This window comes from Pseudomonas sp. OTU5201, from assembly GCF_038440135.1.
Classification (GTDB): Bacteria; Pseudomonadota; Gammaproteobacteria; order Pseudomonadales; family Pseudomonadaceae; genus Metapseudomonas; species Metapseudomonas resinovorans.
In genome coordinates, this window is the sequence record NZ_JASATC010000012.1 from 44,517 (window position 1) to 70,543 (window position 26,027).

Genomic DNA, 26,027 nt, shown 5'->3' on the forward strand with positions numbered 1-26,027 from the left:
GCGATGCCGGACATCTCGCTACCCCTCTGAACGCTCATCGATCCGCCCCTCTCCCCGAAAGGGAGCGGGCGGCGACCATCTGGCGTGAAAGGCGTTCGTCTCCGCCAAGTTCCGGTAGACTGCCGGCCCGTTTTTCACTCAAGGGTACGCAGCAGTGTTCATCAAGGCGTTACGAGTCGGCCTGGGCCAGTTGATCATCTTCCTCGATTTCATCACCCGTCCGCGCAAGCTGCGCCGCAACCCGGAAGCGCAAGCCCGGGTAGCGGAAGAGACCGCCAACCTCGCGCTCTACCAGTTCAACGCTTGCCCCTTCTGCGTGAAGACCCGGCGCGCCATGCACCGGCTGAACCTGCCGATCGCCCTGCGCGACGCGAAGAATGATGAAACCCATCGCGCGACCCTGCTGGCCGGCGGCGGCAAGATCAAGGTGCCCTGCCTGCGCATCGACGAGAACGGTGAAAGCCGCTGGATGTACGAGTCCAACGACATCATCCGCTACCTGGAAAGCCGCTTCGCCAAGGCCTGAACCAGGTTCCGGGCACAAAAAAACCGGCTCACATCGAGCCGGTTTTTTTATGCGCTGCGGGACGCTAGAACGGCTCGCCCTTGGCCGCCTTGTCCAGCAACAGCGCTGGCGGTTCGAAACGCTCGCCATACTGCTCGGCCAGATAGCGCGCGCGGGCGACGAAGTCCTGCAGGCCGTACTGGTTGATGAACTGCAGAACACCGCCGGTCCAGGCCGCGAAGCCGATGCCGAAGATGGAGCCGATGTTGGCGTCGGCGGTCGAGAGCAGCACACCTTCCTCCACGCACCGCACGCTTTCGATGGCCTGGATGAAGAGGATGCGATCACGCACGTCCTCTTGCGGGATCTGCTTGTCGGCCTTCTCGAAGCGCGTCTTCAGCTCGGGCCAAAGGTGCTTCCGACCGCCAGCCGGGTAGTCGTAGAAGCCGCCACCGGCCGCCTTGCCCGGACGTTTGTACTCGTTGACCATCAGGTCGATCACAGCGAAGGCCGGATGCGTCGGCATCACCTTCCCCTCGGCCTTGAGGTCTTCAGCGGTCTGGTTGCGGATGTGAGTCATCAGGCTCATGGAGACTTCATCAGAAATCGCCAGCGGCCCAACCGGCATGCCGGCCTTGCGGGTTTCGTTCTCGATCATCGCAGCGGAAACACCCTCGCCCAGCATGGCAATACCTTCATTGGTGAAGGTGCCAAACACGCGGGAGGTGAAGAAACCGCGGCTGTCGTTGACCACGATGGGGGTCTTCTTGATCTGCAGGACGTAGTCGAATCCGCGGGCCAGGGTTTCGTCCGAGGTCTTCTCGCCACGGATGATCTCCACCAACGGCATGCGGTCCACCGGGCTGAAGAAATGCAGGCCGATAAACTTTTCGGGCTTGGCCACCGCCTGCGCCAGACCGGTGATCGGCAAGGTCGAGGTATTGGAGGCGATCACTGCATCCGGCAACGCAGCAGCTTCGGCCGCGGCGGTGACCTTGGCCTTCAACTCGCGATTCTCGAACACGGCTTCGATGATCAGGTCGCAACCGTCGAAGTCAGCGTCGCTGTCGGTCGGCTTGATGCGGGCGAGAATGGCGTCGCGCTTTTCGGCCGCCATATGGCCACGGCTCACCAGTTGGTCGAGCAGGCCCTGGGAATAGGCCTTGCCCTTCTCTGCGGCCTCCACCGACACATCCTTCAGTACCACCTCGATACCGGCGATGGCGGAAACATAGGCAATGCCCGCCCCCATCATGCCGGCGCCAAGCACGCCCACCTTCTTCGTCACGTGCGGCGCCGGACCCTTGGGCCGCGAGCTGCCGGCGTTGATCTCGTTCAGCTGGAACCAGAAGGTGCCGATCATGTTCTTCGCCACCTGGCCGGTGGTCAGCTCGGTGAAGTAGCGCGCCTCGATCAACTGGGCGGTGTCGAAGTCCACCTGCGCACCTTCGACGGCCGCGCACATGATCTTCTCCGGCGCGGGGAAGCAGCCCTTGGTCTTGTCACGCAGCACCGATGGAGCGATGGCGAGCATCTGCGCCACATTTGGGCTGGACGGCGTACCACCGGGAATCTTGTAGCCGGCGGCATCCCAGGGTTGTGCCGCCTTGGGATTGGCAGCGATCCAGGCGCGGGCCTTGGCCAGCATCTCGTCCGGGGTTTGCGCCAGGTCGTGGATCAAGCCGGCCTTGAGGGCCTGTTCCGGACGCACCTTGCGGCCTTCGGCCAGGTACGGCAGCGCTTTCTCGATGCCCAGCAGGCGCACCATGCGCACCACGCCGCCACCACCGGGCAGCAGGCCGAGGGTCACTTCCGGCAGGCCGAGCTGCACAGCGTTGTCGTTGAGGGCTATGCGGTGATGGCAGGCCAGGCAGATTTCCCAACCGCCACCCAAGGCCGCGCCGTTGATGGCGGCCACCACCGGCTTGCCGAGGGTTTCCAGACGGCGCAGTTGACCCTTGAGGCCCAGCACCATCTGGTAGAAGGCGTTCGCGTCAGCCTTGGTGACCTTGATCAGCTCGTTGAGGTCACCGCCGGCAAAGAAGGTCTTCTTGGCCGACGTGATGATCACACCGGCGATACTGTCCTTCTCGGCGTCCAGGCGCTCGACCGCCTTACCCATGGCCTCGCGGTACACCGCATTCATGGTGTTGGCGCTCTGGCCGGGCATGTCCATGGTCAGGACAACGATATTGTCCTGGCCTTTTTCGTAACGGATGGCGTCAGTCATTCTTTTTCTCCGCCTCAAACGCGCTCAATGATCGTTGCGATGCCCATGCCGCCGCCGACGCACAAGGTCGCGAGGCCGTAGCGCAGGTTGCGCGCTTCCAGCTCGTCCAGCAGAGTGCCGAGGATGGCGCAGCCGGTGGCGCCCAGCGGGTGGCCCATAGCGATGGAGCCGCCGTTGACGTTGACCTTCTCCTCCGGCACGCCCATGTCCTTCATGAACTTCATCACCACCGAGGCGAAGGCTTCATTGACTTCGAACAGGTCGATATCGGCCACGTTCAGGCCGGCCTTGGCCAGAGCCTTGCGGGTGGCCGGCGCGGGGCCGGTGAGCATGATGGTCGGGTCGGTGCTGGTGACCGCTGTGGCGACGATGCGTGCGCGGGGTTTCAGGCCCAGTTCCTTGCCCTTGGCGGCGGAGCCGATGAGCATGGCGGCGGCACCATCGACGATGCCGGAGCTGTTGCCCGGTGTATGCACGTGCTCGATTCGCTCGACCTGGCTGTACTTGCGCAGGGCAGTGGCGTCGAAGCCCATCTGCCCCATCATCTCGAAGCTGGGCTTGAGCGCACCCAGGCCTTCCAGCGTGGAATCAGCGCGAATGAACTCGTCATGGTCGAGCAGGACGATGCCGTTCTGGTCCGTGACCGGCACCAGGGATTTCTTGAACGCGCCGTTGGTACGGGCGCGCGCGGCCTTCTGCTGGGAACGTAGGGCGAAGGCATCGACATCCGTGCGGCTGAAGCCTTCCAAGGTGGCGATCAGGTCGGCACCGATGCCCTGAGGCACGAAGCTGGTGTGAAGATTGGTTTCCGGGTCCATCGCCCAGGCGCCGCCGTCAGAGCCCATGGGCACGCGAGACATGGACTCCACGCCGCCAGCGACCACCAGGTCTTCGAAGCCGGAGCGCACCTTCATCGCTGCCAGGTTCACCGCCTCAAGGCCGGACGCGCAGAAACGGTTGATTTGCTGGCCGGAAACCGTCTCGTCCCAGTCGGCAACCAGCGCAGCGGTCTTGGCGATATCGGCGCCCTGATCGCCCACCGGGGTCACGCAGCCAAGGACAATATCGTCCACCTGACTGGTGTCCAGGTCGTTGCGCTCCGCCAGGGCGCGCAGCAGCTCGGCGATCAGGTTGACCGGCTTGACGCTGTGCAGAGCGCCGTCCTTCTTACCCTTGCCGCGGGGCGTACGCACCGCGTCGAAAATGAATGCTTCGGTCATGGCGTCCTCTTGAGGCAGCTTGGCGGCACCTTAGGTGCCTGTTGTTCATTCCGTCGGCCGCCGGTGCTCCGGCAGGTTGTGGCTACCTTATCGCTATAGGCCATGGGCTCAATGACGGAAGTGCTCAGCCCCATTGACCGCTGCGCTCAGACGAACGGTCAGTTGATGGCCAGTTGCTGGCCAAGGTGAAAGGGATGTGTCTGGCCTCGGGGCCGCCCAACGAAGGCTGGAGGCTCCCAATAGCCCGGCGTTACTAGCGCTCAAGCGCTAGTTACCAACCGATATAAGCGATATGTGATGCCGGCCCTAGAGTTTGAAATGCAAGTAGCCGTCGTTGCCGGGTTTTGCCGGGGCGGTGTTTTTCCTAGCCACGGAGGCGAGCGAAGTTCCGGGCCGGCCGTAGGGAGCCCTGACCAACGCACCTCCAACAACAACAAAGGCAGTTGGCCATGTTCAAGCAGCCGAAAATGCGGCAAGCGAGCCTGATCGTCTTTGCCACAACAGTAATTCTCATCCTTCCCAACCTGACCCGTCTGGTCAGCTGATCGCCGCCCAACCACTGGTGGTCCTGTGCTGCGTACCGCCCCTGCGGTCAACGCAGCGCGGGTAGCCACCACGCCAGCAGCAATGGAATCAACACGAAGGACAGCAACGTCGAGCACATCACCAGGCTCGCTACCGCTTCTGGCGAACGCCCCGCGCGCACGGCAAACAGGTAGTTGAACACCGCCACCGGCATTGCCGATTGCAGCACCAGCACACCCAGGGCGAGCGGCGGCAGGTTCAGCATCCAGCCCGCCAGCCATCCCACGGCCGCACCGCAGAGAATTCGCATCGCGCCAAGCAACATGCCGTTGCCCAGGTGATGGATGCGGATACTGGCAAGGGAGACGCCGAGGGTCAGCAGCATGAGCGGGATGGTCATGCCACCCAGCAAGCCGATGGTGTTGGCGAGCCAGAGCGGTAATTGGAGGTCCCAGATCACCAGGGGCAACGCCAGGGCCAGGCTGATGAGGATGGGGTTGGCGAGGAGCTTCTTCGGCGAGCGCTCGGTGCCGGACAACAACAACCCCAAGCTGAAATGCCCCACTGATAGCACCAGGAAGAAGGCCACGGCCAACGCCAGCCCTTGCTCGCCAAAGGCATAGAGCGTAATGGGCAGGCCCATGTTGCCAGAGTTGGGAAAGAGATAGGCCGGCACCAGGATGCGCCAGTCCTGCCGGAACACCCGGCTGAGCAGGCTGCCGATCAGCCCCATCACCAGCATCACCACCAGGCAGGCAATGGCAACCTGGCCGAAGGCGTGACGATCAATCTCGGTGCGGCTGAGGGTGGAAAGCACCAGGCTCGGGGTGCCGATGTTGAGCACCAGGCGCGCAATGAATTCTGTGGGATAGGACTGCCCCGAACGAGCCCAGCCGTAACCGATACCGGCGGCTATCAGCACCGGCGCCATGACCGCGAACAACTCGGCCAGCATGGCCTCTCCTTAATAGCTGCCGACACCCGAAACAGGGCCCGAAACACGCGCAAGTTTGACGGAAAGCCGCGATCCTAACGGCCTGCGCCACCTCCAGGCAATTGTGCTAGGTTGCCTAAAGACCCTTCTTCGAGGGAGACACCATCATGCGTACCCTGCTCGCTGTTCTCGCGCTGTCCCAGTCCCTGGTCCTGAGCCTCCCGGCCACCGCCGGGGAAACCGACCAGGCCGCCGCCATCGAAGCCCTGCGCCAACCCAATGCCATCCTGATCGATGTCCGTACGCCTGAAGAAGTCGCCGAAGGCACCCTCTCGGGCGCACGCAACATCGGCTACGAAGACATCGGCCAACGAATTGCCGAGGTCGCCCCGGACAAAAACACACCCATAGTGCTCTACTGCCGCAGTGGCCGCCGCTCCAGCGTCGCCCAGGACAGCCTGCAGGAACTGGGCTACAGCCGGGTGATCAATGGCGGCGGCTACCTGGACCTGAAAACCGCCCTGGACAAGGACTGATCAATGCGCAAAGCGCTACTCGCCCTGCTCTTCTGCTTCACCCCGCTCCACGCCGCCGAGCTGACCCTGGAACTGCCCGGCGGCACCCGTACCTGGGATTCAGACGCCCTGCTCAGCCATCCCCAGGCGCAGGAGGTGAGCATTCCGGATGACGTTTCCTACAAGAAGACCATGCGGTACCGCGCCGTCCCGCTGGCCGCATTACTGGAAGGCGTCATGCCTGACCAGCACTTGCAAGCCGTGGCCCTGGACGGCTTCGCCGCCGAGTTGACCGCCGCGCCACTGCTGGCCACGAAAGGCGCCCGCGCCTGGCTCGCGATCGAAGATCCGGCCAAGCCCTGGCCGCCACTGGCCGCCGGCAAACCCAGCGCCGGCCCCTTCTACCTGGTCTGGACCGAGCCCAAGGCCGCGCGCATCGGCCCGGAGCAGTGGCCTTTCCAGGTGGCACGCATCCGCTATCTGCCCGCCGTGGCCGAACGCTTCCCTGCCCTGCTTCCGGCCGACAATGCCGGCGCTGAGGTGCAGGCTGGATTCGCCCAGTTCCAGAAAAACTGCCTGGCCTGCCATCGCCTCAACGGTGCCGGCGACGCGCAGTTCGGCCCGGACCTGAACATCCCCCACAACCCGACTGAATATCTGGCCGGCGACTTCCTCCCCCGCTACATCCGCAACCCGCAGAGCCTGCGCCGCTGGCCCCAGGGCAAGATGCCGGGCTTCTCGAAGGAAGCGATAACCGATGAGGAGTTGGGGCAGCTGATTGACTACCTCAAGCACATGGCGGGGAGAAAGGTCAGCCCTTAGGTGAGCGCCTAGCCCGAGCCCTGTAGGGGCGAATTTATTCGCCAAGGAGACCGAAGATCTCCCCTCCTGGCACGCTGCCTTGCCAAAACGCCCTCACCCCAGCCCTCTCCCAGAGGGAGAGGGGGTAGATCGTGCCGCAAGTGAAGTCAGCGCAATCCCTGTAGGGGCGAATTCATTCGCCAAGGAGGCCGAAGGTCTCCCCTCCTAGCACGCTGCCTTGCCAAAACGCCCTCACCCCAGCCCTCTCCCAGAGGGAGAGGGGGTAGATCGTGCCGCAAGTGAAGTCAGCGCAATCCCTGTAGGGGCGAATTTATTCGCCAAGGAGGCCGAAGGTCTCCCCTCCTAGCACCCTGCCTTGCCAAAACGCCCTCACCCCAGCCCTCTCCCAGAGGGAGAGGGGGTAGATCGTGCCGCAGGTGAAGTCAGCGCAATCCCTGTAGGGGCGAATTCATTCGCCAAGGAGACCGAAGGTCTCCCCGATCACACGTTGTATTCCACCGGCGGCGGCGGCAGCTCGCCGATCAGTTTCTGCAACCCGGCAGCCCATTGGCGGCGGATGTCGGCGAAGTATTTGTCTTCCTCGGTCACCCGGTAGCCGGCCGGCAGGATCAGGCTGTCACGGTGATAGACCAGCAGGTCCAGCGGCATGCCCACCGAGAGGTTGCTTCGGATGGTGGAATCGAAAGACACCAGGGCACAGCGCAAGCCTTCCTCCAGGCTGGTTTCGAACTCCAGGTTGCGGTCGAGGATCGGCTTGCCGTACTTGCTCTCCCCCAGTTGCAGGAAGGGTGTGTCCTGGGTGGCCTGAATGAAGTTGCCCTGGGGGTAGATGCTGTAGAGATCCGGCGGGTTACCGGCAATCTGTCCACCCACCAGGAAGGAGCAGGTGAGATCCGTATTACCGGCCAGCGGTGCGCCGTCGCGGGCGATGACTTCGCGAACGGTCTCGGCCACCAAGGCGGTGGCGTCGTAGAGGGTCGGTACGTTGTGCAAATTGGGGATCGAGCCGTCCAGGCGCTGCTTGAGCAGGTTCACCACCGATTGTGAGGTGGCCAGGTTGCCCGCGCTCTGCAGCACGATCAGCCGTTCACCGGTGACGCCGAAGGTGTAGAGCTTGCGGAAGGTGGCGATGTGGTCGATGCCCGCGTTGGTGCGCGAATCGGATACGAACACCAGGCCGTCGGCCAGATGCATGGCGACGCAGTAGGTCATGCCGCTACTTCTCCTTGTTAAGGCTTCCCGCGTCGTGTCTCCGGCCGCCGGCCCTTGCGGGCTGGCAGAAAGCGGCGGCCGGCGCCGTGGGAGGTCGGGAAACCCGACTTACTGTACTTGCACCAACAGCAGAGGCGGCGCGTCCACTTTGGCGTGCATCTGCTCGCCACCACCGCCCCGGCGCATACCGCGAACCGGGCAGGCATCCAGGTAATCCAGCCCGACCGCCAGCTTCAGGTGGCGCTCCGGGCGAGCCAGCTTGTTGGTCACATCGAAGCTGTACCAGGCATCCCCCAGCCAGGCTTCAGCCCAGGCATGGCTGGCCAGGTTCTGGTCATTGCCCTGGTACAGGTAGCCGGACACGAAGCGCGCCGGGATGCCCAGGCTACGAGCGCAGGCGAGAAAGGCGTGCGTGTGGTCCTGGCAGACTCCCGCACGCCCGGCGAAGGCTTCGGCAGCGGTGCTGTCGACGCGAGTCACGCCTTTCTTGAAGGGCATCTGCTCGTGCAGGCCTGCCATCAGGTCAATCAATCCATTGCGGTCACGGCGGTTGCCGCACTGCTGCGCCGCGAACTCGCGCAAGGCGTCGTCAGCGGTGGTCAGGCGGGTGAAGCGCAGGAAGGGCAAGGCCGACTGCTTGTCATGCTCAGCCTCACGCTTTTCGTCGATCTCCACCTGGCCGCGAGCACTGATGACGATGACATCGTGCGGCTCGTCCAGGGTCAGCACATGAAAGGTGTTGCCGAACGGGTCGATCTGCGCGCGTACCGGACGCGGCAAGGTCAGTTGCCAGCTCAAGACGTGCTGCCGTTCGTTTTCCTGGGGCGTCAGGCGCAGGTACTGGATGCTGGCGCGAACCTGATCGTCGTAGCGGTAGGTGGTGTCGTGGCGGATGGACAGTTTCATACAGCCTCCAGATACGAGCTGTGGATGGCCCGAGCCAATTGGCGGACCAGCAGGATGAAGTCGGTGAGCCAGGTGTGCAGGCCCTCCGCCAGAATCTCGTCGATGGCGGTGTAGCGCAGGCGCGCGTCCAGTTCGGCGGCCAGGCGCTGGGCCGGCCGGCCGTTATCCCCCGGAAGGCTGGCGAGGATGAGGTTCAGCTCCTCCATGCAGGCGCGCAGCGAACGCGGCACGTCGGCGCGTAAAAGCAGCAGTTCGGAAACCTGGCGGGAATTGGGGGAGCCGCGGTACACCTCGGTATAGGCCTCGAAAGAGGACAGTGCCCGGAGCAAGGCACTCCACTGGTAGTAGCCACGGGCGGAGTTGTCGCTGACCTCCTCCGACTCTTCACCAAACATTTCGTAGCGCGAATCCAGCAGGCGCAGGGTGTTGTCCGCCCGCTCGATGAAGGTGCCCAAGCGAATGAAGCGGTAGGCCTCGCCACGCATGATGGTGCCGTAGGTGGCGCCACGAAACAGGTGCGAGCGCTCCTTCACCCATTCACAGAAGCGGCTGATGCCATAGCGACCAAGACCTTCATTGGAAATGCTCAGCATCTCCAGCCAGGTGGCGTTGATGTTTTCCCAGATGTCAGCGGTGATCCGCCCACGCACGGCATGGGCGTTGATCCGGGCCGCGCGCAGGCAACTGAAGATGCTGGCCTGGTTGTCGGCGTCGAGGGCGAAGAAGTGCAGCATGCGCCCAGCGTTCAGCTCACCGTGACGCTCCTGGTACAGCTCCAGGGTGCCGGTGCTGAGCAGGGACATGGCCAGCTCTTCCAGGCCGTCACCACGGCCGTCCTGGGGCATCAGCGACAGCGAATAACTGACGTCGAGCATGCGCGCGAGGTTCTCCGCACGCTCCAGATAGCGCGACATCCAGTACAGCTCGGAGGCAGTTCTGCTCAGCATGGTCAGTCCTCCACGATCCAGGTGTCCTTGGTGCCACCACCCTGGGACGAGTTCACCACCAGGGAGCCCTCACGCAGCGCCACGCGGGTCAGGCCGCCAGGTACCAGGCGAGTCTCCCGCCCGGAGAGGACGAAGGGCCGCAGGTCGATATGGCGCGGGGCGATGCCCTGCTCGACGAAGGTCGGGCACGTGGACAGGCATAGCGTGGGCTGGGCGATGTAGGCCTCGGGGCGGGCCTTGAGGCGCTCGCGGAAGGTCTCGATCTCCTTGCTGCTGGCGGCGGGCCCCACCAGCATGCCGTAGCCGCCGGAACCCTGGGTTTCCTTGACCACCAGCTCAGGCAGGTTGGCCAGCACGTGGGACAAGTCTTCGGGTTTGCGGCACTGCCAGGTAGGCACGTTCTTCAGGATCGGTTCCTCGTCCAGGTAGAAGCGGATCATGTCGCAGACATAGGGATAGATGGACTTGTCGTCCGCCACCCCGGTACCGATGGCGTTGGCCAGCACCACGTTGCCGGAGCGGTAGGCGGCCAGTAGGCCAGGCACGCCAAGCATGGATTCGGGGTTGAAGGCCAGCGGGTCGAGGAAGGCGTCGTCCAGCCGGCGGTAGATCACGTCGACCGGTTGCGGGCCGGAGGTGGTGCGCATGTAGACGCGGTCGTCGCGCACGAAGAGATCGGCGCCCTCCACCAGTTCCACACCCATCTCGCGGGCCAGGAAGGCGTGCTCGAAGTAGGCGCTGTTGAAGCGGCCGGGAGTCAGTACCACCACGCTGGGGTTGTCCAGCGGGCTCGAGCTTCTCAGGGTATCCAGCAGCAGGTTCGGGTAGTGGTCAATGGGGGCGATGCGCTGCGCCGCGAAGAGCTCGGGGAACAGCCGCATCATCATTTTGCGGTCCTCCAGCATGTAGCTGACACCGCTGGGAGTACGCAGGTTGTCTTCCAGCACGTAATAGGTGCCATCGCCGTCGCGGACCAGATCCACCCCGGCGATGTGGGCATAGATGTCACGGTGCAGGTCGAGGCCCTGCATGGCGATCTGATAACCCTCGTTGGCCAGCAGCTGTTCGGCGGGAATGATCCCGGCCTTGATGATCCGCTGGTTGTGATAGAGGTCGGCGAGGAACATGTTCAGCGCCTTGACGCGCTGGATGCAGCCCTTCTCCACCACCCGCCACTCGCTCATGGGGATGGCGCGGGGAATGGTGTCGAAGGGAATCAGGCGCTCGGTGCCCTGCTCGTCGCCATAGAGGGTGAAGGTGATGCCGGCACGGTGGAAAAGCAGGTCGGCATCACGACGTCGCTGGGCCAACAGTTCCTGGGGCGTGTCCGCCAGCCAGCGTGCAAATTCCCGGTAATGCGGACGGCATTCGCCACTCGCGTCGTACATTTCGTCATAAAAAGTGCGGGACATGCCTAACTCCTTGTCGCCACGGGCCGTTTTGCAGTCGCAAGCCCCGTGCCATCGCAACAACTGCTTGCATTTCAACAACTTGCAACACACGCACAGTCGTCGCGCCCCAGACTGGTGCAGCCCACGAATCGGAACTGACCGCGCCGCCCTATTTGGCGGCGATACAGGGTTGGACGGATTGCGACGGCGAGGTGTTCCCCTGATTGCGCCTGGGGGCACCGCCATCCCTGGAACAGACAGTCTAGTCCGGCCTCGTGTGACCACTAGGGTCCGATTGTTCTATACATATGTTGCGGTTTGGAATTTGCCCTATAACTCGTCGACCTATGGTCACGGAGCATCTTCTATGGACGGTATAGCCCGAGCACATTTTCCAAGCCCCCGGGAGCCTTCCATACTTGCTCCATTCCAGTGCCTCCATCCTGCCTTGGAGCAAACCTGCCATGCTCACCATCGGAGACAAGCTGCCGGCATTCGACCTGCAGGCGGTGGACCATGATTCGGAACACGCACCCAACCCAGAGAGCGCCTTCAAACGGGTCAACCAGGACAGCTACCGTGGCAAGTGGAAGGTGCTGTTCTTCTGGCCAAATGACTTCACCTTCGTCTGCCCGACCGAAATCAGGGCCTTCGGTGACCTGCTGGAGCAGTTCAACGACCGCGATACACAACTGATCGGGGCATCCACTGACAGCGAGTTCGTCCACCTCGCCTGGCGCCGCGACCACAAGGACCTGAAAGGCCTGAGCTTCCCCTGGCTGGCCGACACCCGCCACGAGCTGTCCAGCGCCCTGGGCATCATTGACCGCCGCGAAGGCGTAGCCCTGCGCGCGACCTTCATCATCGACCCGGACAACGTCATCCGCCATGTCTCGGTGAATGACCGGCTGGTGGGCCGCAACCCCCAGGAAACCCTGCGCCTGCTCGATGCCCTGCTGACCGAGGAGCTGTGCCCCTGCAACTGGCACAAGGGCGAGGCGACCATACATTTCTGAGCCTGCGAGTGATCGACGTCCTTGTAGGAGCTGGCTTGCCAGCGAAACCGGACCATTCGCTGGCAAGCCAGCTCCTACGGGCATGCAGCTGCCTGCAACACGTCATGCAGACATAGCCAATGAATTCACCCCCACGGATATCCGCCCCGATCCGCCGCGCCGCCACCTCCCCCCGCCCCTTTCTTGTCAGCCCCAAAGCCGCGAACTACGCTGCTGAATGCGAGCAGCAACTGCTTTTTTCGGCTCGCATTCGCCGCACCGCCAACGGCATGCAGTTCCGCCGAACAGGCTCCGCACGTCATGTACAACAGGAGTCGACAATGCCCTCGCTCAATCCCGCTCTCCTTTCGTTCACCGTCAGTTGCGCCTGCCTCGTTGCCTCCGCCCAGGCCGCCGAACCGCTGAAGCAAGTCGGTGCCGGCGAAGGCCAGCTCGACATCATCGCCTGGCCCGGCTACATCGAGCGAGGCGAGTCGGACAAGAACTACGACTGGGTCACCCAGTTCGAGAAAGACACCGGCTGCAAGGTCAACGTGAAGACCGCCGCCACCTCCGACGAGATGGTCAGCCTGATGGCCAAGGGTGGTTATGACCTGGTCACCGCGTCTGGCGACGCCTCCCTGCGCCTGGTATTCGGCAAGCGGGTGCAGCCGATCAACATCGCCCTGATCCCCAACTGGAAGACCCTCGACGAACGCCTCCAGGACGCCCCCTGGCACACGGTCAACGGCCAGCACTACGGCACGCCCTATCAATGGGGGCCGAACCTGCTCATGTACAACACCAAGCTGTACAAGCAGGCGCCCGATAGCTGGGCCGTGGTGTTCGAGCCCCAGGAGCTGGCCGACGGCAAGCCTAACAAGGGCCGCGTGCAGGCCTACGACGGCCCGATCTACATTGCCGACGCCGCCCTCTACCTGAAATCCGCCAAACCGGAACTGGGCATCCAGGACCCTTACCAACTGACCGAAGCGCAGTACGCCGCCGTGCTCGACCTGCTGCGCAAGCAGCACAGCCTGGTGCACCGTTATTGGCACGACGCGACTGTGCAGATGAGCGACTTCAAGAACGAAGGCGTGGCCGCCTCCAGCACCTGGGGCTACATGGCCAACACCCTGAAGGCCGAGAAGCAACCGGTCGAAACCGTGTTCCCGAAAGAAGGGGTCACTGGCTGGGCCGACACCACCATGCTGCATGTGGACGCCAAGCACCCGAACTGTGCCTACAAGTGGATGGATTGGTCCCTGCAGCCCAAGGTCCAGGGTGACCTGGCCGCCTGGTTCGGCTCCCTGCCTGTGGTGGCCGGTGGTTGCACCAGCAGCGAACTCCTCGGCCCCGGCGGTTGCGCCACCAATGGCTATGACCAGTTCGACAAGATCGCCTTCTGGAAGACCCCGCAGGCCGAGGGTGGCAAGTTCGTGCCCTATAGCCGTTGGACGCAGGACTACATCGCGATCATGGGTGGTCGCTGAGCGGGCGGCGCGAGCTGAGGGCGGCGTTGCGTCCTCACTCGGCGCTTCGCCTACCAGAAGGTATGTCTCGCGCCTCGCTGCGGGGCGCCTTGCCCTCAGGCCGCTCGCTCAGACTAGCCCGTAGCACAATGAAACCTCCCCTCTTCCCGAGTGAGAGGGAGCAAGTACCCGGAGCACAAACATGACCTCAGCCGTCCAGTTCACCGATGTCTGCCGCCACTACGGCGAGGTGAAGGCGGTCGATCGAGTGTCCATCGAGATCCGCGACGGCGAGTTCTTCTCCATGCTGGGCCCCTCAGGCTCGGGCAAGACCACCTGCCTGCGCCTGATCGCCGGCTTCGAGCAACCCACTTCAGGCTCCATTCGTATCCACGGCGAAGAAGCCGCCGGCCTGCCGCCCTATGAGCGCGATGTGAATACCGTGTTCCAGGACTACGCGCTGTTCCCCCACATGAACGTGCGCGACAACGTCGCCTATGGCCTGAAGGTGAAAGGCGTGGCCAAGACCGAGCGCCTGGCCCGTGCCGAGGAAGCCCTGGGGATGGTCGCCCTGCCCGGCTACGGCGAGCGCAAGCCGGCGCAGCTGTCCGGTGGCCAGCGCCAGCGCGTGGCCCTGGCCCGCGCATTGATCAACCGCCCGCGCGTATTGCTGCTGGACGAACCCCTCGGCGCGCTGGACCTCAAGCTGCGCGAGCAGATGCAGGTGGAGTTGAAGAAGTTGCAGCGCCAACTGGGCATCACCTTCATCTTCGTCACCCACGACCAGGGCGAGGCGCTGTCCATGTCCGACCGCGTGGCGGTATTCAACAAGGGCCGCATCGAACAGGTGGACAGCCCGCAGAACCTCTATCGACAGCCGCGTACCCGCTTCGTCGCCGAATTCGTCGGCACCGCCAATGTCCTCTCCGGGGATCTGGCCCAGCGTCTCACCGGCAACATGGGCGCTTTCTCGCTGCGCCCCGAGCATGTGCGCTTCGGCAGTGCCAGCAACGGCGAACTGCAGGTCAGCGGCACGGTTCACGACGTGCAGTACCTCGGTGCCAGCAGCCGCTACGAGCTCAACCTGGAAGGTGGCGGGCGTCTGGCGGTCAGCCTGCCCAATGGCGAAGAGACTGACAGTGCACGTCCGCAGCCCGGCCAGCAGGTACACGCCTGTTGGGCGCGCAGCGCGATGGTTGCGCTCAGCGAGTAGGCCATGAGCACCGTCATCGCCAGCCATCAGAGCGGCCCGCTGCGCGGGTTGTCCAACCTGCTCTACCGCCGCTCCACGCTCTACCTGCTGCTGCTGTTGACGCCGCCGCTGCTCTGGTTCGGCGTGGTCTACGTAGGCTCGCTGTTCGTCCTGCTCTGGCAGAGCTTCTACACCTTCGACGACTTCACCATGGCGGTGACGCCGGACCTGACCCTGGGCAACTACGCCGCCCTGTTCAACCCGGCCAACTACGACATCATCCTGCGCACCCTGACCATGGCCATCGCCGTGAGCCTGGCCAGCGCGGTGCTGGCCTTCCCCATCGCCTACTACATGGCGCGCTTCGCCACGCCGAAAGAAAAAGCCTTCTTCTATATCGCCGTGATGCTGCCCATGTGGGCCAGCTACATCGTCAAGGCCTACGCCTGGACGGTAATCCTGGCCAAGGGCGGCATCTTCTACTGGCTGATCCAGCAACTGCACCTGGAGGGTCTGCTGGGCGCCCTGCTGACTGTGCCCGGCGTCGGCGGCAACACCCTGTCCACTTCGCACCTCGGGCGTTTCCTGGTGTTCACCTACATCTGGCTGCCGTTCATGATCCTGCCGATCCAGGCATCCCTTGAGCGCCTGCCGCCGTCGCTGCTGCAAGCTTCGGCGGACCTCGGTGCCAGGCCCCGGCAAACCTTCGCCCAGGTGGTCCTGCCGCTGGCCTTCCCCGGCGTGGTGGCCGGCTCCATCTTCACTTTCAGCCTGACCTTGGGCGACTTCATCATTCCGCAACTGGTAGGCCCCAGCGGCCTGTTCATCGGCACCATGGTCTACGTGCAACAGGGCTCGGTGGGCAATATCCCGCTGGCAGCCGCCTTCACCCTGGTGCCCATCGTGCTGATCGCCATCTACCTCTCCATCGCCAAGCGGCTGGGGGCCTTCGATGCACTCTGAACGCGCTTCCTGGGGCCTGCGCCTGGCCGCCTGGGGCGGGCTGGTGTTCCTGCACTTCCCGATCCTGGTGATCCTGCTCTATGCCTTCAACACCGAGGAGTCGTCCTACAGCTTCCCACTGCAGGGCTTCACCCTGGAATGGTTCAGTGTGGTGGGCAGCCGCGAGGACGTGTTGCAAGCCATCGTCCTGTCGGTGAAGGTCGCCTGTATGGCCACCGCCCTGGCCATGGTGCTCGGCACCCTGGCCGCCGCCGCGCTCTATCGGCGCGACTTCTTCGGCAAGGAAAGCATCACCCTGATGCTGATCCTGCCCATCGCCCTGCCCGGCATTATCACGGGCATCGCCCTGCTCTCAGCGTTCAAGACCTTCGGCATCGAGCCGGGCATCTTCACCATCGTCGTCGGCCACGCCACCTTCTGCGTGGTGATCGTCTACAACAACGTAATCGCGCGCTTCCGCCGCACCTCCCAGAGCCTGATCGAAGCCTCCATGGACCTGGGCGCCGATGGCTGGCAGACCTTCCGCTACATCATCCTGCCGAACATCGCCACCGCCCTGCTGGCAGGCGGCATGCTGGCCTTCGCGCTGTCTTTCGACGAGATCATCGTCACCACCTTCACCGCGGGCCACGAACAGACCCTGCCGCTCTGGCTGCTCAGCCAACTCAGCCGCCCGCGCGACGTCCCGGTGACCAACGTCGTCGCCCTGCTGGTGATGCTCGCCACCATGCTGCCCATTCTCGGCGCCTACTACCTCACGCGGGGGACCGAGGCAGTGGCAGGGGGTGGGAAGTGAACACACATGCATACCCTTACCCCCGGTCCCTCTCCCAGGGGGAGAGGGGCTAGTCCGCACGAGGACCTGTCTCATGCAAACCAAACTGCTGATCAACGGCCAGTTCGCCGCCGGCGAAGGCGAGGCGCTGGACGTGCTAAACCCGGCCACCGGCGCCGTGCTGGTGAAGATTCCCGAAGCCAGCGAAGCGCAAGTCGACGCGGCCGTGCGCGCTGCCGATGCAGCCTTCGAGGGCTGGGCGCGAACTTCACCGCGCGACCGCGCCACCTTGTTGCTGAAGCTCGCGGACACCATCGAAGGCCATGCCGAAGAACTGGCGACGCTGGAGTCGGACAACTGCGGCAAGCCCTACGCCGCCGCGCTGAACGACGAGATCCCAGCGGTGGCCGATGTGTTCCGTTTCTTCGCCGGCGCCAGCCGCTGTCTGACCGGATCGGCGGCAGGCGAATACCTGCCAGGCTTCACCTCGATGATCCGCCGCGACCCGATCGGCGTGATTGCCTCCATCGCACCGTGGAACTACCCGTTGATGATGGCCGCCTGGAAGCTGGGACCGGCACTGGCGGCCGGTAACACCGTCGTGCTCAAGCCCTCGGAGCAGACGCCGCTCACCGCCTTGCGACTGTCTGAATTCATCGCTGAGCTGCTGCCGCCGCCGGGCGTGGTGAACATCGTTCTCGGCCGAGGCCCCAGCGTGGGCAGCCCGCTGGTGTCGCACCCGCTGGTGCGCATGGTGTCGCTCACCGGCTCGGTGGGCACCGGCAAGGCCATCATCCGCAGTGCCGCCGACAGCGTGAAGCGCACCCACATGGAACTGGGTGGCAAGGCGCCGGTGATCGTCTTCGATGACGCGGACCTCGCCGACGTGGTCGCCGGCATCCGCACCTTCGGCTTCTACAATGCCGGCCAGGACTGCACCGCGGCCTGCCGCATCTACGCCGGCAAGAAGATCTACGACAATTTCGTGGCGGACCTCGCCAACGCAGTGTCCAGCCTCAAGACCGGCCTGCAGAACGATCCGGCCACCGAGCTTGGCCCGCTGATCACCCAGAGCCAGCGCGAGCGCGTGGCCGGCTTCGTCGAGCGCGCCAGCGCCCTGCCCCACATCCAGATCGCCACGGGCGGCAAGACGGTCGCCGGCAGCGGATTCTTCTACGAACCCACAGTGGTGGCCCACGCGAAACAGGATGACGAGATCGTGCAGCGGGAAGTGTTCGGGCCGGTGGTGACGGTCACGCCCTTCAGCGACGTGGACGAGGCCGTACGCTGGGCCAACGATTCCGACTACGGCCTGGCGTCATCGATCTGGACCCGCGACGTGGGCCGTGCGGCCGCCGTGGCATCACGGCTGCAATACGGCTGCACCTGGATCAACACCCACTTCATGCTCACCAACGAAATGCCCCACGGCGGCTTCAAACAGTCCGGCTACGGTAAGGACCTGTCCATGTACGGCCTGGAGGATTACACCGTGGTGCGGCATGTGATGATCAAGCACTAGCGGTAGCGGCAGAAATACCTGTAGGGGCGAATTCATTGGCTATGTCTGCATGACGTGTTGTAGGCAGCTGCATTGCCCGTAGGAGCTGGCTTGCCAGCGAATGGCCCCGTTTCGCTGGCAAGCCAGCTCCTACAAGGCTCTTGGTCAGAGGGTAAATCTCTCGCAACAGCTGACGCAGATATAGCCAATTCATTCGCCAAGCAGGCCGAAGGTCTGCCCTACGAGCTCGCAGGGGGCCGCGTCGCTGCCCTTGGCGACTGAAGTCGCCCCTACAGGCCATTCAGCCGAACGCCAGCTTCAACCAGCGCCGGTAGAATCCTTCCGCCACCTGGTTCAGCGCCGTCACCTTGGTGGGCAGGTCGTCGAGCATGCGCGCCCTGGGTTGCTGGCTGGCCTGGGTCTCATCCAGCAGGTGCGCCCAATCCGTCAGCCAGCCCCGCACCAGGTCCTCGGTCATTTCCGGATGGCCCTGCAGGCCCAGAACCTTGTTGCCCCAGGAGAAACCCTGGTTAGGGCACCAGGGGCTATCCATCAACCACTGGGCGCCTTCAGGCAGGTCGAAGGTGTCGCTGTGCCATTGGTAGATCGAGAACTCCCGTGGCAGGTGCGCCAGCCAGGGGTTGTCCGTCGCCAGCGCGCGCTTCTCCAGCGGCTGCCAGCCAATCTCGGTGTAGGGCATGCGGTGCACCGAGGCGCCCAGGGCACGAGCCAGCAACTGGCCGCCCAGGCAGTGGCCGATCATGGGCACATCGCGCGCGATGAAGTGACGCAATGCATCGACCTCCGCCCCGATCCAGGGCAACGGGTCATTGACGCTCATGGGCCCGCCCATGATGGCCACGGCCTTGGGCCGGTCCAGGTCATAGCCATCCAGTTCGCCCAGGTCCGTGCGCAATACGGTGAAGTCGCGTTGCTCTCGGTCCAGGACGGTGGCCAGGTGGCCGGGTGGGCAGAAATCCGCGTGGGTAAGAATCAGGATGTCGGTCATGGGGTCCCCTCCGTTGGCGGAGTCTGAGGCATAGGCCATGCCGAGGTCGAGTAATGGAAGTGTATGTTTTTGCAGGGAATACGCGAGCCAGGGGGAGGAAGGAAAACGAGCCGAAGAATTGTCCGAAATGCCCGGTTCGCAGCGAATTGACCGCCACGAACCGGGCTGGCCTCAAGGCCGCGTGACGCCCACTTCCTGGGTCACGCCCCAGCCATCGAGCACACCGCCGAGCGGGACCACCAGGGCCTCCAGATCGTGCTCGAAATCACCGATTCCCGTGTGGGTGGCGTACATCACCTTGCTCACCTGCAGGTGCCAGACCCCGTCGGCGCGTACCGATACCTGGGCATTCAAGGACTCACCACGAAAATTCTTCGCCGCCAGTCGCGCCCGGTCCTCGTCGGGGAAGATGGCGTAAAACTCGATCGGATGGACACGGGCAAAATCGAAACCGCCTTCTTTCATGCGGCGCAACAGACTACTGCTGACATCATCGTGGAAGGCTGTGCTCATGAAACGACCTCCTCTTAGCGATGGATGAGAGTTCCGCTTTTTCGCTTTTCCGCTAATCCGAGAAGCCGGTGGAATCGGCCTCGCGGCACCACGCAGTGCCGCCCCCGGGCCGACTCTGCAGACACAGCGCCAGACCCTGGCCAAGCCCCGCGCGGACCTGGCCACTGACTCACTCGTCGAGTGATTGTTTCAGCTTTCATTTTGCAGGGTAGCGCCACCACGACCGGTCTGCCGAAAAGCAGGACAAATTGTCACAAAAGTGGCGACAGGCGGCGTCCAGGCTTCCTCTGTCAACAAATCGGTCCTGCGCTCGGCCACGTGTATCCATCACGCCCCGCTCAACAGTTTCATGATCCCCCGGTTCACCCAGGCCGGCGAAACCTGCCCCGCGCCGTACATCAGGCGGAACAGCCAGCTCACCGGCCGATGCACTGCCGGGCCCTGGGCCTGCTGCCAGGCGGCCTGGGCGATGTCCTCGGCGTCCAGGTTCACCCCCAGGCGGCGCAGCACCGGCGGTTCGAAACCCTGGCTGCTGACCATCGGAGTGCGCACGAAGGGTGGCATCAGGTCGCCAACGCGGATGCCGTGCCGGCGCCACTCCAGCTCCAGGGCCTCGGTGAAGCCGCGCACCGCGAACTTGGAGGCCGAATAGCTGGCCATGTGCGGCGTGCCATAGACGCCCGAAGCCGACCCCATGTTGATCACCTGGGCGCCACGGGTGGCCTTGAGGTAGGGAAAGGCCGCGTGGGTGACCTGCACCAGCCCCAGTACGTTGATCGTGAGGATGCGTGCGTGCTCGGCCATGTCGATCTCCTCGAAATGGCCGAAGCGCAGCACACCTGCGCAATTGAACAGCAGGCGCAACTGCCCCTCGTGGTGGCCACAAAAGTCCGCCAGCGCGGCTTCGACGGCCGCCAGGTGGGTCACATCCAGGGCCTGGTGCCAAACGCCGCCCAGGGCAGCCGCCTGGGTGGCCAGTGCGGCGGCGTCCCGGTCGATCAGCCCCACTTGCCAGCCCCGTTCATGGAACAGCCGAGCGGTCGCCGCGCCAATGCCAGACGCGGCGCCGGTGATCAGGATGTTGTCCATCTCAGGCCTCCGTCTCGACATGCTTGCAGATAAAGTCCGCAGCACTGGCCAGGGCCTGGTCGGCCGTGCGCAGCACCCCGGTGTGAGCCTGGAACACATGCCAGAGACCGGGATAGCGCTCCAACCGCACCCAGCCCCCTGCCGCACGCACCTGCCTGGCAAGATGCAGGCTGTCATCGCGCAGGATTTCGTCCTCGGCCACCTGCACCAGCATCGGCGGCAGGCCGGCAAGATCGGCGAACACTGGCGACAGGGCCGGGTCGCGGCGATCCATTCCGGGCGGGCAATAAAGGTCCATCGCCTGCTCCACCCAGGCCGGGTGGATCAGCGGGTCGCCTGCCGGTGGAGTGTGCTGCGCCGTGCCGCTGAGGTCCGTGGCCGGCGAGAAGCAGACCAGCCCTGCCGGCTGGGGCAGGCCCTGGCGCTTTACTTCCAACGCGCAGAGGAGCGTCAGGTTACCCCCCGCCGAATCGCCGCCAATGACAATGCGCGAAGCCGGATAGCCCGCGTCCAGCAGCTCGCGGTAGGCCGCCACGGCATCCTCCCGCCCAGCGGGAAAGGGATGCTCCGGTGCCAGCCGGTAATCCAGCGCACACACCGCCACACCGGCCCGCTTGGCCAGGCTGGCGGTGATCGCCCGATGAGTGGCAGGTGAACCGGTGATGAAGGCCCCGCCATGCAGATAAAGCAGCACCACATGGCTGCCGCCCCGGGGCCGGTGCCACTCGCAGGGACGACCGCCCAATTGCCCGCCTTCGCGCACCACGCCCCGGGGCGCCAAGGTGCTGGCGGTGAGAAAACGCAGCACCAGGCGCTGCAACGCCACCGGCATGGGTGGCCGCATCAGGCCGCGGAACAGCAGGCGCAGGGCACCGCGCAAGGTCGCCCGCAGCAGCGGCTGACCGGGCTCGGGGGCAGTGAATTCAACGGGTGCATTCATAGTGATTCAGTTCCAGGCGACGAGTCTGTTGACGGTAGCTGAAGGTGAATCCCGGCCAGTTGTTGGTGTTACGGCCGTCAGCGGTCTTGTACCAACTGTTGCAGCCCTGCTCCCAGATGGTGTGGCGCACATCCTGCTGCAGCCGCTGGTTGAAGTGGCGTTGCACCTCGGGCTTGAGGTCGAGGTAGCGTAAACCGCTAAGCGCACGGATTCCGTCGAGTACGTAGCGGAACTGGCTTTCCAGCATGTAGATGATGGAGTTGTGCCCCAGGTTGGTATTGGGCCCATACAGCATGAAGAGATTCGGGAAGCCGCTGACGCTGACGCCCAGATAGGCCTCCGCGCCCTCACGCCAGGCCTGGTTCAGGTCGCGCCCACCCAGCCCGCGGATGCTCATGGGGGCGAGGAAATCCGTGGCGGTGAAGCCGGTGCCGAGGATGATGGCGTCCACCTCATGATGCTGGCCGTCATCGGTGACCACCGCACGCTCCGTCACCTCGCGGATGCCCGTGTTGATCACCTCGACATTGGATCGCGCCAGGGCCGGATAGAAGTCGTTGGAGATCAGGATGCGCTTGCAGCCCAGCGGGTAGTCCGGCACCAGACGCTGGCGCAATGCCGGGTCCGTGATGCCGCGTGCCAGGTGCCGGCGGAAGCGGAACTGCATCAGCTTCATCAACGGCGGGAACACCGAGAACGCCAGCACCCGCGACTCGTGCTGGATGTACTTGAGCATCCGGTCGACCTTCTGCAACCCGGGCAAACGCCGCATCAGCGCCAGCTCCCAAGGTTGGTAGGCACGGTCCGGCTTGGGAATCACATAAGCCGCCGAGCGCTGGAACAGCGTGAGCTGCGCCACCTTCGAGGCGATCTGCGGAACGAACTGGATGGCGCTGGCTCCCGTGCCGATCACCGCCACCCGCTTCCCCTCCAACGGGTAGCCATGGTTCCAGCGAGCCGAATGGAACAGCTCGCGCTTGAACCCGTCCAGGCCGGGAATGCGCGGCCAGGCCGGGCGGTTCAATTGGCCACAGGCACTGACCAGCGCCCGGGCTTGGAAGTGCTCGCCCGTGCGGGTCTGTACCTGCCAGGTGCCGCTCGCTTCATCGAACTCCGCACCCGCCACCTCACAGCCGAAACGGATATGCCGGTGCAGCCCGTACTTGTCGGCGCAGTGACGCTGATAGGCAAAAATCTCCGCCTGGGGCGCGTACTTTCGCGACCAGTCGGTCTTGGGCTCGAAGGAAAAGGAATAGAGGTGCGAGGGCACATCGCAGGCCGCCCCGGGATAGCTGTTGTCACGCCAGGTGCCGCCGACTTCGCTGGCCTTCTCCAGGATCAGGAAGTCCTGAATGTCGGCCTTCTGCAACTGGATGGCCAGGCCCAGGCCGCCGAAGCCGGCGCCAATGATCAGCACGTGCAGGGGCGCGCCGGGCTGGGAACTGTTGGTCATTGTTATCTCCCATTGGTAGTGACACGCCGGCACGGGGCCTGCGTGATGGAAGCATGCTAGTTCGGCGTAAATCGGCGCGTTATGGCATAGTCGGACAGTAAATTGTGAATTTCGGACAACCCAGAGCAAAGCCTCGATGCCCAGCCCCACACCCCGACCGCCCCGCCGCAGCGCCATCAGCGTGCAACTGATGACCCAGTTCGGCCTCGACCAGGGTCTTACCCTGGAACAATGCCTGGCCGGCACCGGGCTGGACTGGTGCCTGCTCGGCGATCCCGGTGCCGAGGTCGTCGCCAGCGAGGAGCTCGAACTGCTGCGCAACCTCGCACGACACCTTGGCCAGCACCCCGGCATGGGCCTGCAGGCCGGGCGGCGCTATCGCCTCAACACCTACGGCATCTGGGGTTTCGCCCTGCTCAGCAGCGCCACCTTTCGCAGCGCCGTGCAACTGGGCCTGCGCTACCTGGACCTGACCTACGCCTTCCACAGCATGCACCTGGAGGAACAGGGCGACGACGCCTGGCTGACCCTGGAAGAGCAGGACCTGCCGGACGACCTGCGCGCCTTCCTGCTGGAGCGGGATGTTTCCGGAGCGCTAAGCGTGTACCACGATCTGGTCAACGCCCCGCTTGCGGTGCGCCGGGCCAGCTTCCGCATCCCGGAGCCCGCTGACGCCACACCCTGGCGCGAACTGCTGGGGGTGACGCCCCAATTCGGCGCCAGCCGCAACTGCATCGTCTTTCCCCGCACCCTGCTCGACCTTCCCCTGCCCGGCGCCAACCCGCAGGTAGCGCAGCATTGCGAGGCGCAGTGCAAGATTATCCTGGCCCGCCGCCGGGCGCGCACCGGCTTTGCCGGGCGCATCCGCGACCTGCTGCTGGCCCGGCCGGGACAGCTGCCAGACATGGAACGCCTGGCGCAGGCGCTGCATATGACGTCACGCACCCTGCGCCGCAAGCTGGCGGCCGAAGACACCAGCTTCCGACAGTTGCAGGAGGAAGTGCTGGAGACACTGGCGGAAGAGCTGCTGAGCTCAACCGCCTTGCGTCTGGAGGAAATTGCCGAGCGCCTGGGCTATGGCGAAGTGTCGAACTTCATCCATGCCTTCAAGCGCTGGAAGGGAATCACGCCGGGTCAGTACCGGTTGGTCGATCAGCGGCCGGCGCGCGACTCGCGAATGTAGAAACGGGCCTTCTCGGCCTTGCTGGTGCAGCCCTCGAAGGCTTCGAACTGCTGCTGGGTCTTGGCCGCGGTGAGCAGGCTCAGCGCCTTGGAGTAACTCACGGTGCCGGAGAAACCTTCGGCCTTGGCCAGGTCCAGCTCTTTCCAGGCGGCATCGAGCTCTGAAGCGCAGCTCGTGCGAAAAGCGGTCTTGCCGGCGCAACCGACGAGCAACAAGGCGATCAAAGGCAGGCTGATCCAAGCTTTCATCTATAAAACTCCTGTGGTGAAGATCGGCAAAGTCTAGTGTCTCGATAGACGGCCCGATACTCACAACATTCAACTTCGTGTACTGATCGGCAAGCGCCGGCGAGCAGCCCTGGCGGGTCTGCAGAGCGCCTTGGCGACGCCCCGCCACGGGCGTATCGTCGAAACACTGTTGGTGGGGGATTTCCGAATGAGCAAACGCGTGGCACTGGTGCTGGGGTCAGGGGGTGCGCGCGGCTATGCGCACATCGGCGTGATAGAAGAAATTGAAGCGCGCGGTTATGAAATCGCCTGCATTGCCGGCTGCTCCATGGGCGCCGTGGTGGGCGGCATCTACGCCGCCGGCAAGCTCAACCACTACCGCGACTGGACCGAAAGCCTGGACTACCTCGATGTACTGCGCCTTCTGGATGTGAGCTTCCGCCTGGGCGCCATCCGTGGCGAAAAGGTCTTTGGGCGAATCCGCGACATCGTTGGCGAAATCAACATCGAAGACCTGTCCATCCCTTATACGGCGGTTGCCACCGACCTCACCAACCAACAGGAAATCTGGTTCCAGGAGGGCTGCCTGCACCAGGCCATGCGCGCCTCGGCGGCCATTCCCAGCCTGTTCACGCCGGTGGTCCAGGGCAGTCGCATGCTGGTGGACGGCGGCCTGCTGAACCCGCTGCCCATCATCCCGGTGGTGTCCAGCCACTGCGACCTGATCATCGCCGTCAACCTCAACGCCACCACCCAGCGCGACTATCAACTTCCGGTAATCGAGCGCCCACCGGCAATCAAGAGCCGCATCGACCTGCTGATGGCGTCTCTGGGCTCGCGGCTGCCTTTCCTCAAACGCAGCGGTTTCGAACCCCACGACATACTCGACCCGGAGAGCCTGCCCGGCGGCAACCCCTGGCTGGAAAACGCCGCGCCGCAGATGCAGCAACCGGCCGCTGCCCCGGAAACCCACGGCGCGCCCCGATCCGCCGCCGGCTCGGAAGTCATCGCCAGCGTCGGCCCCGCTTCACTGCTGGACCTGGTGAACCAGAGCTTCGAGGTGATGCAAACCTCACTCGCCCAGTACAAGATCGCCGGCTACCCGCCGGACATCCTCATCAACGTACCCAAGCGCGTGTGCCGCTTCTTCGAGTTCTACAAGGCGCCGGAGCTGATCCAACTCGGCCGGCAGATCGCCCGGGAAACCCTGGAGCGGTATGAGCAGGGGAAATGAGCGGGGTAGTTGATTAGGGAGATTGTAAGTAGGCGGTTTGGGCCGGAAGGAGAAATTTGCGGCGGGCTTCTTTCGTCCGATTCTGTTGAAAAAGTCGGTGTCGTCCAGGTTCGCTCGCGTGAAGCCGAAAAAACGCACGATTGACGTGTCGTTACACGAAATCTGGGGCAGTTCAGTGCCGGAATTGGCCAAGATTTCAACATAAAGCACCCACGTTCTCGGGCAAAAATCGAAGTGGGACTTCTTCAGCAGAATTGGTCGATAGCTACCGATG

At 64.1% G+C, this 26,027-nt stretch carries 24 protein-coding genes; 11 read left to right on the forward strand and 13 right to left on the reverse strand.

The genetic code is table 11. The annotated features are described in order from the left end of the window. Window positions 1-154: 154 nt before the first annotated feature. On the forward strand, window positions 155-526 hold the full coding sequence (locus AAHM40_RS09920; RefSeq protein WP_342244473.1) for a glutathione S-transferase N-terminal domain-containing protein: 372 nt from the start codon (window positions 155-157) through the stop codon (window positions 524-526). 64 nt (window positions 527-590) lie between these two features. Here the strand turns inward: AAHM40_RS09920 and AAHM40_RS09925 are convergent, their stop codons facing one another. The 3 genes from AAHM40_RS09925 to AAHM40_RS09935 form a co-directional block, all read right to left on the reverse strand. Then, window positions 591-2,735 (reverse strand): 3-hydroxyacyl-CoA dehydrogenase NAD-binding domain-containing protein, encoded by a 2,145-nt coding sequence (locus tag AAHM40_RS09925; RefSeq protein WP_342244474.1) that lies wholly within the window; start codon window positions 2,733-2,735, stop codon window positions 591-593. A gap of 14 nt (window positions 2,736-2,749) precedes the next feature. Continuing rightward, window positions 2,750-3,955: an acetyl-CoA C-acetyltransferase gene (locus AAHM40_RS09930; protein WP_342244475.1), complete on the reverse strand. Its 1,206-nt coding sequence runs from the start codon at window positions 3,953-3,955 to the stop codon at window positions 2,750-2,752. Window positions 3,956-4,547: 592 nt separating this feature from the next. Continuing rightward, the gene (locus AAHM40_RS09935; protein WP_342244476.1) at window positions 4,548-5,435 is read right to left on the reverse strand and encodes an AEC family transporter; all 888 of its coding nucleotides are present in this window, start codon (window positions 5,433-5,435) and stop codon (window positions 4,548-4,550) included. A 146-nt stretch (window positions 5,436-5,581) separates the two neighbouring features. Between AAHM40_RS09935 and AAHM40_RS09940 the strand changes: the two genes are divergently transcribed. Continuing rightward, window positions 5,582-5,950: a rhodanese-like domain-containing protein gene (locus AAHM40_RS09940; RefSeq protein WP_342244477.1), complete on the forward strand. Its 369-nt coding sequence runs from the start codon at window positions 5,582-5,584 to the stop codon at window positions 5,948-5,950. 3 nt (window positions 5,951-5,953) lie between these two features. Next, window positions 5,954-6,751, forward strand: coding sequence for a cytochrome c (locus tag AAHM40_RS09945; RefSeq protein WP_342244478.1), 798 nt, complete (start codon window positions 5,954-5,956; stop codon window positions 6,749-6,751). Window positions 6,752-7,231: 480 nt separating this feature from the next. Here the strand turns inward: AAHM40_RS09945 and AAHM40_RS09950 are convergent, their stop codons facing one another. The 4 genes from AAHM40_RS09950 to AAHM40_RS09965 form a co-directional block, all read right to left on the reverse strand. After that, window positions 7,232-7,963 carry a proteasome-type protease gene (locus AAHM40_RS09950; RefSeq protein WP_342244479.1) on the reverse strand — a complete coding sequence of 244 codons (732 nt, stop codon included), beginning with the start codon at window positions 7,961-7,963 and terminating at the stop codon, window positions 7,232-7,234. A gap of 108 nt (window positions 7,964-8,071) precedes the next feature. Beyond that, window positions 8,072-8,869, reverse strand: a complete 798-nt coding sequence (locus tag AAHM40_RS09955) for a transglutaminase family protein (RefSeq protein WP_342244480.1) — start codon at window positions 8,867-8,869, stop codon at window positions 8,072-8,074. Further along, on the reverse strand, window positions 8,866-9,816 hold the full coding sequence (locus AAHM40_RS09960; protein WP_342244481.1) for an alpha-E domain-containing protein: 951 nt from the start codon (window positions 9,814-9,816) through the stop codon (window positions 8,866-8,868). Before AAHM40_RS09960 ends, AAHM40_RS09955 begins: the two co-directional genes overlap by 4 nt. A gap of 2 nt (window positions 9,817-9,818) precedes the next feature. Beyond that, entirely contained in the window at window positions 9,819-11,228 is a 1,410-nt protein-coding gene (locus AAHM40_RS09965; RefSeq protein ID WP_342244482.1) for a circularly permuted type 2 ATP-grasp protein, read from the reverse strand. Between the two features lie 443 nt (window positions 11,229-11,671). Here AAHM40_RS09965 and AAHM40_RS09970 point away from each other — a divergent pair, with 443 nt between their 5' ends. The 6 genes from AAHM40_RS09970 (at window position 11,672) to AAHM40_RS09995 (ending at window position 18,126) form a co-directional block, all read left to right on the forward strand. Then, a complete protein-coding gene (locus tag AAHM40_RS09970; protein ID WP_342244483.1) occupies window positions 11,672-12,223 on the forward strand; it encodes a peroxiredoxin in 552 nt (183 codons plus the stop codon). A gap of 320 nt (window positions 12,224-12,543) precedes the next feature. Continuing rightward, the gene (ydcS, locus tag AAHM40_RS09975) at window positions 12,544-13,695 is read left to right on the forward strand and encodes a putative ABC transporter substrate-binding protein YdcS (protein WP_342244484.1); all 1,152 of its coding nucleotides are present in this window, start codon (window positions 12,544-12,546) and stop codon (window positions 13,693-13,695) included. 181 nt (window positions 13,696-13,876) lie between these two features. Next, window positions 13,877-14,887 (forward strand): ABC transporter ATP-binding protein, encoded by a 1,011-nt coding sequence (locus tag AAHM40_RS09980; RefSeq protein ID WP_342244485.1) that lies wholly within the window; start codon window positions 13,877-13,879, stop codon window positions 14,885-14,887. 3 nt (window positions 14,888-14,890) lie between these two features. Next, on the forward strand, window positions 14,891-15,829 hold the full coding sequence (locus AAHM40_RS09985) for an ABC transporter permease (protein WP_342244486.1): 939 nt from the start codon (window positions 14,891-14,893) through the stop codon (window positions 15,827-15,829). Then, entirely contained in the window at window positions 15,819-16,625 is an 807-nt protein-coding gene (locus AAHM40_RS09990; RefSeq protein WP_342244487.1) for an ABC transporter permease, read from the forward strand. Before AAHM40_RS09985 ends, AAHM40_RS09990 begins: the two co-directional genes overlap by 11 nt. 73 nt (window positions 16,626-16,698) lie before the next feature. After that, window positions 16,699-18,126 (forward strand): gamma-aminobutyraldehyde dehydrogenase, encoded by a 1,428-nt coding sequence (locus AAHM40_RS09995; protein ID WP_342244488.1) that lies wholly within the window; start codon window positions 16,699-16,701, stop codon window positions 18,124-18,126. Window positions 18,127-18,406: 280 nt separating this feature from the next. On the opposite strand, the gene AAHM40_RS10000 is transcribed toward AAHM40_RS09995, so the two are convergent. The 5 genes from AAHM40_RS10000 to AAHM40_RS10020 all read right to left on the reverse strand — a co-directional run bounded on the left by AAHM40_RS10000 (window position 18,407) and on the right by AAHM40_RS10020 (window position 23,109). After that, entirely contained in the window at window positions 18,407-19,114 is a 708-nt protein-coding gene (locus AAHM40_RS10000) for a type 1 glutamine amidotransferase (protein WP_342244489.1), read from the reverse strand. A gap of 171 nt (window positions 19,115-19,285) precedes the next feature. Continuing rightward, window positions 19,286-19,627 carry a ribonuclease E inhibitor RraB gene (locus AAHM40_RS10005; protein ID WP_028627216.1) on the reverse strand — a complete coding sequence of 114 codons (342 nt, stop codon included), beginning with the start codon at window positions 19,625-19,627 and terminating at the stop codon, window positions 19,286-19,288. Between the two features lie 327 nt (window positions 19,628-19,954). Continuing rightward, complete coding sequence (locus tag AAHM40_RS10010) at window positions 19,955-20,716, reverse strand: SDR family oxidoreductase (protein ID WP_342244490.1); 762 nt, start codon at window positions 20,714-20,716, stop codon at window positions 19,955-19,957. A gap of 1 nt (window position 20,717) precedes the next feature. Beyond that, window positions 20,718-21,656, reverse strand: coding sequence for an alpha/beta hydrolase (locus AAHM40_RS10015; protein WP_342244491.1), 939 nt, complete (start codon window positions 21,654-21,656; stop codon window positions 20,718-20,720). Next, window positions 21,640-23,109 carry a flavin-containing monooxygenase gene (locus tag AAHM40_RS10020; protein ID WP_342244492.1) on the reverse strand — a complete coding sequence of 490 codons (1,470 nt, stop codon included), beginning with the start codon at window positions 23,107-23,109 and terminating at the stop codon, window positions 21,640-21,642. The genes AAHM40_RS10015 and AAHM40_RS10020 overlap by 17 nt, the downstream gene beginning before the upstream one ends. 136 nt (window positions 23,110-23,245) lie before the next feature. Here AAHM40_RS10020 and AAHM40_RS10025 point away from each other — a divergent pair, with 136 nt between their 5' ends. Beyond that, window positions 23,246-24,292 carry an AraC family transcriptional regulator gene (locus AAHM40_RS10025; protein WP_342244493.1) on the forward strand — a complete coding sequence of 349 codons (1,047 nt, stop codon included), beginning with the start codon at window positions 23,246-23,248 and terminating at the stop codon, window positions 24,290-24,292. On the opposite strand, the gene AAHM40_RS10030 is transcribed toward AAHM40_RS10025, so the two are convergent. Next, on the reverse strand, window positions 24,262-24,540 hold the full coding sequence (locus tag AAHM40_RS10030) for a hypothetical protein (RefSeq protein ID WP_028627211.1): 279 nt from the start codon (window positions 24,538-24,540) through the stop codon (window positions 24,262-24,264). The genes AAHM40_RS10025 and AAHM40_RS10030 overlap by 31 nt on opposite strands. 187 nt (window positions 24,541-24,727) lie before the next feature. On the opposite strand from AAHM40_RS10030, the gene AAHM40_RS10035 reads away from it, so the two are divergent. Next, complete coding sequence (locus AAHM40_RS10035; protein ID WP_342244494.1) at window positions 24,728-25,753, forward strand: patatin-like phospholipase family protein; 1,026 nt, start codon at window positions 24,728-24,730, stop codon at window positions 25,751-25,753. Window positions 25,754-26,027 lie beyond the last annotated feature (274 nt).